The following is a 7,973-nucleotide window of genomic DNA, read 5'->3' on the forward strand; positions in this document are numbered from 1 at the left end:
GAAAGGTCAATCAAGTATCGGATTTATGGGCGGAAAGTGGGTAGCGAACAAACTTTTAAACGAACTTAAAAGTTCAGAAAGAATAAGCGTTCTACTACCCACTCATTTTTTAAAGAAAATAGTTGTTTATGCTTATATTGTATCATCAAATATCATAGAAGAAGATAATGAAGTTTTTTCAACGTCACAATAAACATTGGTGACTATCCGAGGGGTGATTTCATGAAAGAAATAGAACTAATGAGGTACGTTCTTGATCAGTTACAAGATGGAGTAATGGCAATAGATGAAAGGGAAAGAATTTTTTACATAAACGATGCCGCCTGTAGGGTTTTAGGTGTTGATAAAGAAAAAATAATTGGACAAAATGTAGTTGAAAATGTTCCTAATACTAGATTGCACGTTGTTTTAAGAACAGGTGAAGCAGAATTCGACAAACTACAGAGTTTAGGGGATAAAGTAATTTTAACTTCTCGTATCCCTATAAAAAATGATAATAATGAAACTATTGCTGTTGCCGCTGTTTTTAGAGATATCACTACATTACAAAAGTTAGCTGAAGAGATCACTAATTTAAGAGAAATGGAAGCTCTACTGAGTTCCATAATTGATTCCACTTCAGATGCAATTTCTGTCGCAGATCAAGAAGGTCGTGTGACTATGGTCAACAGAGCTTACACAAGAATCACAGGATTAACACCAAGAGAGGTCATTGGTAAACCTGCAACTATAGATTTGGCAGAAGGTGAAAGTTTACATATTCAATGTGCAAAAGAGAAAAAACCTATATACAATGTAAAAAAAAGATTAGCCACGAACAAAAAAGAAGTAGTAGCAAGCGTTACCCCACTTTTTGTTAAAAATGAGTTTAAGGGAAGCGTCGCCGTTATTCATGACATTTCCGAAATTCAAAGATTGATAAACGAATTAGAAGCTACAAAAAGGATGTTGAAAAAAGAAAGTGCCACACATACCTTTGATGATTTAGTCGTTAAATCTGAAATTATGAAAGATGTTGTTGCCCAAGCAAGTAAAGTAGCCTCAGTAGACGTCAACCTTTTATTAATAGGCGAATTTGGAGTAGGGAAAGAGGTACTAGCACAAGCTATTCACAACGCAAGTGCGAGGAAAGAGGGACCGTATCTCAAATTAAACTTTTCTTTGATCCCAAGAGAAAGACAAGAAGAATACCTTTTTGGGGAGAATAGTTATCTGGCACAAGCGAATGAAGGGACCCTTTTTTTGGAAAATATTGATCTCATGGATATAGAAATGCAAAGAAAACTTTTAGCTTTCCTTAAAGACAATGTTTTTGATACCAATTATTACGATTTTATTCCTGATGTTAGGTTCATTTTTGCAACTACTGAAGATTTAAAGATTCTTTCTGGTTTGGGTAAATTTTCTAAAGAGCTTTTATACAAAATTTCAGTAGTAAATATAGAAGTTCCACCGTTAAGAGAAAGAAAGGAAGACATTCCTGAACTTGCTCAGCAACTATTACATAATCTAAATAGAAAGTATGGAAGAATAGTTTATGGATTTACTGAAGATGCCTTGAAGAAATTGATGAATTATTCGTGGCCTGGGAACATAAGAGAGTTGGAAAACGTTATTGACCGGGCTATGTTGGCAATGGACAACAGCGATTCCATAGTTACTTCCACGCACATTCCCGATTTGATAGAAAAGGTTGAAGAAGTCACAGGAACGCTTAAGGAAATGACAGAAGATTTCGAAAAAAAGATAATTCTGGAAATCCTTGAAGCAAGTCACGGTAATAAAACAGAAGTTGCACGTAAACTAGGGTTAACTGTGAGAAATCTTTATTATAAGCTAGATAGGTATGGGATCAAGTAAAGATTTAAAATGAATAGGGGGATGAACATTGAAGTTTGAATTTCGTCTAGAGCGATTGAAAGACCTAAAAAAAATTTTAGAAGATAATGCAAGAATGGAATTGGGTAAAAAAAGTAAACAAAGGCAATTAGTTGAAGACGAAATCAAACAGATTAGCAATAAGATTGATACCTTTTCAGATGAATTTACAAAAGAAGTAAAAGATACCATATCGATTACTAAATTATCAAACATGATAGAGTATAAAAATCATTTAAATGAGCAATTATCACAACTACATTTAGTATTACATGAAAAACTGCAAGAAGAAGAAATTGCCCGACAAAATTATTTAAAGGCCAAGAACGAAAAAGATATCCTTCAAAAACTTAAAGATAAAAGATTTGACGAATTTAAAATTCAGGAAAAGAGGGCGAATATAAAAGAACTAGATGAAATTGCTAGATTAAACCATCAACCAAGGGAGGAGAATTATGAATAAGATCAAAGTTTTGTTTTTGTGTTCGAGAAATTCTGCAAGAAGTCAGATGGCTCAGGCATTTTTGAAAAAATACGGAAATGATAAATTTGAGGCTTACAGTGCAGGTTTAGAAGCAAGTGAAATTCATCCTTTGACCATAAAAGTCATGGAAGAAAAAGGAATATCTATGTCCGAGCAATACTCAAAAAGTTTGGATATATACTTGAACGATAGATTTGGTTTTTTAATAACCGTCTGTTCAAAAGCAGAAAAAGAATGTCCTTTTTTTCCGGGCGTTAGTATAAGATTATATTGGCCCTTTGACGATCCAGCCGCTGCCAAAGGTTCTGAAGAAGAACAATTAGAAGTATTTCGAAAGGTAAGGGATCAAATAGAAAAAAAGGTAATTGATTTCGTGGAGAATACTGATAAATACTCTAATATAAAAGATAATTTTCGAGTGTAAAAACCTTTTTGCATATACTTTATTTTTCAAAGAATTAACCTTCAGCTAAAGTTTGTTTGCTATAATAAATTCATAAAAAAATTAATAAAGAAAAAACCTCTTTCTGTATAATGCCGATAATAAGGTTCGGCAGTTTCTACCAAACAGCCGTAAACTGTTTGACTACAGTAAGAGGGGTCTGAGATATTGTATATCAACATCCTACCTCTCTACTGTATGAGAGGTAGGATTTTTTATTTCAACATTTTAAAAAAGGAGAGATAACTTTGAGTAAGAAAGTCCTTTTGATATCTGGAAGTCAATCAGATGAGATTTTTGTAAAAACTGCCATTGACCTCTTTGAAGAATGGAAGATAAGTTACGACTATAAGGTGTTTAGTGCTCACAGAAATTTGAAAGAGCTAACAAAATTTATCGAAGAACTTCCAAGTAACGAATATTGTGTCATAATAGCTGTTGCCGGCCTTTCTGCTGCCTTACCTGGTGTAATCGCTTCATTAACTAATCTCCCCGTTGTTGGTGTCCCCAGAGATGTAGGTCCTTTAAATGGAATAGATGCATTACTTTCTATGGTACAGATGCCTAGTGGGGTTCCTGTTGCAACCATGGGCATTGGAAGTAGTGGTATGAAAAATGCAGCATACTTTGCAAAAAGGTTGACAGAAGGTGAAAAAGATGGAAGATAAGAAAAATTTTGAGCTTTTATACGAAGGGAAAGCCAAAAAAGTATACAAGTTCGATGAGAAGAAATTGTTGATAGAATTCAAAGATGATGTGACAGCATTCAACGGATTAAAAAAAGATCAAATCCTTAACAAAGGAAAAATCAACAAAGAAATTTCTAAGTTCTTTTTTGAAATGCTGAATAATCAAGGTATAAATACCCATTACATCAACGATTACGATGAAAACTCTTTCGTTGCAAAATGGACAGATTTAATTCCTCTTGAGGTTATAATTAGAAATTACACTGCCGGAGGTTTTTGTAAGAGATATGGAGTGAAAAAGGGATTGATGTTTGATTATCCTTTAGTTGAATTTTCTTTGAAAAATGACGAGTTAGGGGATCCGATGATTGCCAAAGATGCTATCCTTCTTTTGAAAATTACCACAGAAAACGTATTGGATGAAATCGCTTCTATTTCTAAAAAAGTCAACAATATTTTAAGTGATTATTTAAAATCTAAAGGAATTATTTTGGTGGATTTTAAATTAGAGTTCGGAATCAGTAAAAACGATAACAAAGTTACGTTGATCGATGAGATCTCTCCTGATACGTGCCGTTTTTGGGACGCAAATACTATGGAATCTCTTGACAAAGATGTGTATAGGGAAAATAAAGGGGATCTTATCAACGCCTACGAAGTATTACTTGGGAGGTTAGATATATGATGATTAAAGAGGAGCAGAAAACCTTCCGATTTGAAGTAAAAGTAAAGTTAAGGGAAGGAATTTTAGACCCACAGGGAGCTACTACTTTCAAGGTTTTAAGAAGGCTAAATTACAACGTTGAAAGTGTAAGATTTGGAAAAAGTATAGAATTAGAAGTAAAAGAAGATAGCTACGAAGCAGCCAAAGATAAAGTCAGAGAAATAGCTTATAAAATTTTAACCAATCCAGTTTTAGAGGATTTTGAAATCGTCGATTTGAATAGGAAGTGAAGAGTGTGAAGAATGTGAATTCGTTAACGGCTGGAATTATAGTTTTTCCAGGTTCAAACTGCGATAGGGATGCAAATTTTGCTTTAACGATTAACGGTTTTGATACAAAATATATATGGCATGATTTCAATCAATTACTGGATTTCGATTTGGTTTTTATTCCAGGAGGGTTTTCCTATGGAGATTATTTAAGGGTTGGGGCGTTGGCAAGGTTTTCTCCCGTAATGAGCTCGGTAGAGAAGTATATATTGAACAAAAGAGGATTGGTTTTAGGGGTTTGTAATGGTTTTCAGATACTAACAGAAGCAGGGATATTACCCGGGGCATTAACCGTTAACACCTCTCATAGATTCATATGTAAAGATGTTGAAGTTGAAGTTGTAAATTATGATACACCGTTTATCAATGATGTTCAAAAAAAGATTTTAACTTTACCTATTGCCCACAAGGAAGGCCGATATATCAACGATAATAAGCTTGATCCTAAAAATATTGTATTAAAGTATAAAGAGAATCCCAACGGTTCATTTGACGATGTAGCAGGCATAATAAATGAAGAATACAATGTCTTTGGTTTAATGCCTCATCCGGAAAGAGCTTGTCATAGTGTATTAGGTAATGAGGATGGTAATTACATTTTTCAATCTATCAGGAGGTATTTGTCTAGTGCAGAATCAATTAACAATTAAAGAGATAGCATTGGAATTAGGTATTTCAAGAGAAGAATTTGATCTCATCGAAGAAAAGTTGGGGAGAATACCCAACGAATTTGAAACCTATCTTTTTTCTGCTCAATGGTCTGAACATTGTGGTTACAAACATTCTAAACATTACCTAAAAAAAATTAATGAATCTTATGAAAGCGAAAATGCAGGATACGTTCAGATTGGAGGAAAGGCCGTTGTTTTTAAGGTTGAAAGTCACAACCATCCTTCTGCAGTAGAACCTTATCAAGGAGCCGCTACTGGTATCGGTGGGATAGTTAGAGATATATTAGCTATGGGAGCAAGGCCCATAGCACTTTTAGATTCGTTGAAATTTGGAAATGTTTTTGATCCAAAGGTGAAGAACATTTTCGAAGGGGTTGTTTCAGGTATAAGCGATTATGGAAATTCCATCGGTGTCCCTACGGTTGGTGGAGAGACTTCATTCAATGAAATATATTCAACAAACCCTTTGATAAACGTGATGTGTGTCGGGGTTGCTAACAAAAATCATTTGGCATCTTCCCACGCTGATGGACCTGATAAACTTCTTGTATATGTAGGATCTAAAACCGGACGTGATGGAATCCATGGAGCCTCTTTTGCATCAAAAAAATTGAGTGGAAAAGATGACAGGCCCTCTGTTCAAGTTGGAGATCCCTTTACCGAAAAGAATCTAATCGAAGCGACACTTGAGATATTGAAAATAAAAGGGGTAAGAGCTTGTCAAGATATGGGTGCTGCCGGTGTTCTTAGCTCTACTTCTGAAATGGCTTATAAGGGTGGAGTTGGTTGTGAACTTTATTTAGATAATATACCCAAAAGGCAAGAAGATATAGAACCTTGGGAAATAATGCTTTCTGAGTCTCAAGAGAGGATGCTTTTTTTGGTTAATCCTGGTACAGAGAAAAAAGTAGAAGCCATCTGTAATAAGTACTTGATCGATTTTGCAGTTATAGGAAAAACAATTTCTACCCCTCATTACGTTGTGAAAGAAAATAGCGAAGGCAAGGTTCTTGCTGATCTTCCAATAGATATATTAGTTAACGCCCCTGAATATTATAGGAACAACACCATTCCTTCTACTTATATATTGAACAAAGCAAAAAAATACCCAAAGACAAAGATAAAGGATATAGATAAAATATTAAAGATATTACTGTCAAACCACAACATATCTAGTAAAAAATGGATATATCAACAGTACGATTATAAAGTTGAAACGAATACAATATTTATACCAGAACAAGCCGATAGTGCTGTACTTTGGTTAAAAAAAACTCAAAAGGCTATTGCTGTTACGATTGACAGCAACGAACTTTACACCTATTTAGATCCATTTGAGGGTACAAAGAACGTTGTATACGAAGCTGCGAGAAATCTAATCTCTGTTGGTGCAAAGCCTTTAGCTATCACAGACAACCTTAATTTTGGTGATCCTGATGATCCCGAAGTATCATGGCAATTTGAAAAAAGTATTGAAGGCTTGATTGAAGCTTCAAAAGAACTTTCTACCCCAGTGGTTAGTGGTAACGTCAGTTTTTACAATTCGTATCATGAAACATCGATTTTCCCTACCCCAGTTATTGGTATGATTGGGGAAATTAAAGATATAAAAAAAATAGTTAACCTAAAGTTCAAAGATTGTGGTGATGTAGTATATTTAATTGGAAAAACAGATATCAATGTTGATAAGATAGGTGGTAGTTTTTATTTAAAAGTTCTTGAAGGGTTTGTAGGTGGAGAGATAGACTTTGTAAATCCAATGTATGAAAGATATTTGCAAAACTTTATATTAGATCTAATAGATAAAGGTATTTTAAAAAGTGTGCATGATGTTTCAAAAGGCGGTTTGCTCACTGCTTTGGCGGTGTCCTGTATATTGAGTAATCGTGGTTTTAAAGGTATTTTAGATGCTTCCATAGAAGAACTTTTTGGAGAGAATCAGGGCAGGTTCATCGTGTCTGTTAGGAGTAAAGATTCCCGTATATTTGAAGATATTGCTAAATCATCTAATATCAACGTTAAAAAATTGGGAGAGATAAAATCCAGTGATGACGGTATCGATATCTGCAGTGCATATTTTGATTTAAAAGAATTGAAAAGTATCTATTTTGATAGTATCTCGAAAAGTGTGGAGGAATAATAGAATGTTGATGGAAAATTGTGGTTTGTTTGCCGCATATTCAAAGAGTCAAAAGTACAACGTAAGTGGCAGAATTGTGGAAGGTCTTTTGGCACTTCAACATAGAGGCCAAGAATCAGCCGGGATCTCGGTGTCAGATGGTACTAAAATTACAACTTATAAGGGTAAAGGCGTAGTCAATAGAGTTTTCGGGGGCGGTGTATCAAAAAAAATTAACGGTTATTTTGGGATCGGGCACGTAAGATATTCAACGAAAGGGGTCTCTAATTTCACAAATGCTCAACCGCTTACTATAAAGTATAAAAATGAATTTTTTTCCATAGCTCACAACGGTCAAATTGAAAATGGTCCTGAAATGAAAGAGAAATACGAAGAGCAAGGCTCCATATTTATGACAACTACAGATACGGAACTTTTTCCCCATCTTTTAGTTAAGAAGCTAAAAGGCTCTCCTTCAAGTTGGAAAAGTGAAGAAATTTAACATTTCTTATTATTCAAAAATTTATACGTTTGTATATTATACATTTTTATTTTTTAAAACAAAGATTTAACAATTTTTGTTCTTCAAGTTGTCTCTTAAATCTTTTTAAGATGAGGGATCTAAAAATTTTAAGTTCTATATTTAGCATAAATAGCCTTTAATCAGATTTTTAATCAAAAATTTTCTTGATTAAGT

At 34.1% G+C, this 7,973-nt stretch carries 10 protein-coding genes and 1 riboswitch; all 10 genes read left to right on the forward strand.

Features of this window, described 5'->3' with window-relative positions; all coding sequences use genetic code 11:
• Nucleotides 1-25: 25 nt before the first annotated feature.
• The 10 genes from PMOB_RS10870 (at nucleotide 26) to PMOB_RS10075 (ending at nucleotide 7,778) form a co-directional block, all read left to right on the forward strand.
• On the forward strand, nucleotides 26-193 hold the full coding sequence (locus PMOB_RS10870; protein WP_012209734.1) for a hypothetical protein: 168 nt from the start codon (nucleotides 26-28) through the stop codon (nucleotides 191-193).
• Between the two features lie 29 nt (nucleotides 194-222).
• Nucleotides 223-1,860, forward strand: coding sequence for a sigma-54 interaction domain-containing protein (locus PMOB_RS10035; protein WP_012209735.1), 1,638 nt, complete (start codon nucleotides 223-225; stop codon nucleotides 1,858-1,860).
• A 28-nt stretch (nucleotides 1,861-1,888) separates the two neighbouring features.
• On the forward strand, nucleotides 1,889-2,341 hold the full coding sequence (gene fliJ, locus PMOB_RS10040; protein ID WP_012209736.1) for a flagellar export protein FliJ: 453 nt from the start codon (nucleotides 1,889-1,891) through the stop codon (nucleotides 2,339-2,341).
• Nucleotides 2,334-2,786 (forward strand): arsenate reductase ArsC, encoded by a 453-nt coding sequence (locus tag PMOB_RS10045; protein WP_012209737.1) that lies wholly within the window; start codon nucleotides 2,334-2,336, stop codon nucleotides 2,784-2,786. Before fliJ ends, PMOB_RS10045 begins: the two co-directional genes overlap by 8 nt.
• Nucleotides 2,787-2,869: 83 nt before the next feature.
• A riboswitch (purine riboswitch) is annotated at nucleotides 2,870-2,971 on the forward strand.
• An 81-nt stretch (nucleotides 2,972-3,052) separates the two neighbouring features.
• Nucleotides 3,053-3,472, forward strand: a complete 420-nt coding sequence (locus PMOB_RS10050; RefSeq protein WP_012209738.1) for a 5-(carboxyamino)imidazole ribonucleotide mutase — start codon at nucleotides 3,053-3,055, stop codon at nucleotides 3,470-3,472.
• Nucleotides 3,462-4,178, forward strand: coding sequence for a phosphoribosylaminoimidazolesuccinocarboxamide synthase (gene purC, locus PMOB_RS10055; protein WP_012209739.1), 717 nt, complete (start codon nucleotides 3,462-3,464; stop codon nucleotides 4,176-4,178). Before PMOB_RS10050 ends, purC begins: the two co-directional genes overlap by 11 nt.
• Nucleotides 4,175-4,447: a phosphoribosylformylglycinamidine synthase subunit PurS gene (gene purS, locus PMOB_RS10060; RefSeq protein ID WP_012209740.1), complete on the forward strand. Its 273-nt coding sequence runs from the start codon at nucleotides 4,175-4,177 to the stop codon at nucleotides 4,445-4,447. Before purC ends, purS begins: the two co-directional genes overlap by 4 nt.
• Nucleotides 4,448-4,461: 14 nt before the next feature.
• Nucleotides 4,462-5,136, forward strand: a complete 675-nt coding sequence (gene purQ / locus PMOB_RS10065; protein ID WP_041534454.1) for a phosphoribosylformylglycinamidine synthase subunit PurQ — start codon at nucleotides 4,462-4,464, stop codon at nucleotides 5,134-5,136.
• Entirely contained in the window at nucleotides 5,114-7,297 is a 2,184-nt protein-coding gene (purL, locus tag PMOB_RS10070; protein ID WP_012209742.1) for a phosphoribosylformylglycinamidine synthase subunit PurL, read from the forward strand. The genes purQ and purL overlap by 23 nt, the downstream gene beginning before the upstream one ends.
• Nucleotides 7,298-7,301: 4 nt before the next feature.
• Entirely contained in the window at nucleotides 7,302-7,778 is a 477-nt protein-coding gene (locus tag PMOB_RS10075) for a class II glutamine amidotransferase (RefSeq protein WP_012209743.1), read from the forward strand.
• Nucleotides 7,779-7,973 lie beyond the last annotated feature (195 nt).

Origin of the sequence: Petrotoga mobilis SJ95, assembly GCF_000018605.1 — a bacterium.
Taxonomy (GTDB): domain Bacteria; phylum Thermotogota; class Thermotogae; order Petrotogales; family Petrotogaceae; genus Petrotoga; species Petrotoga mobilis.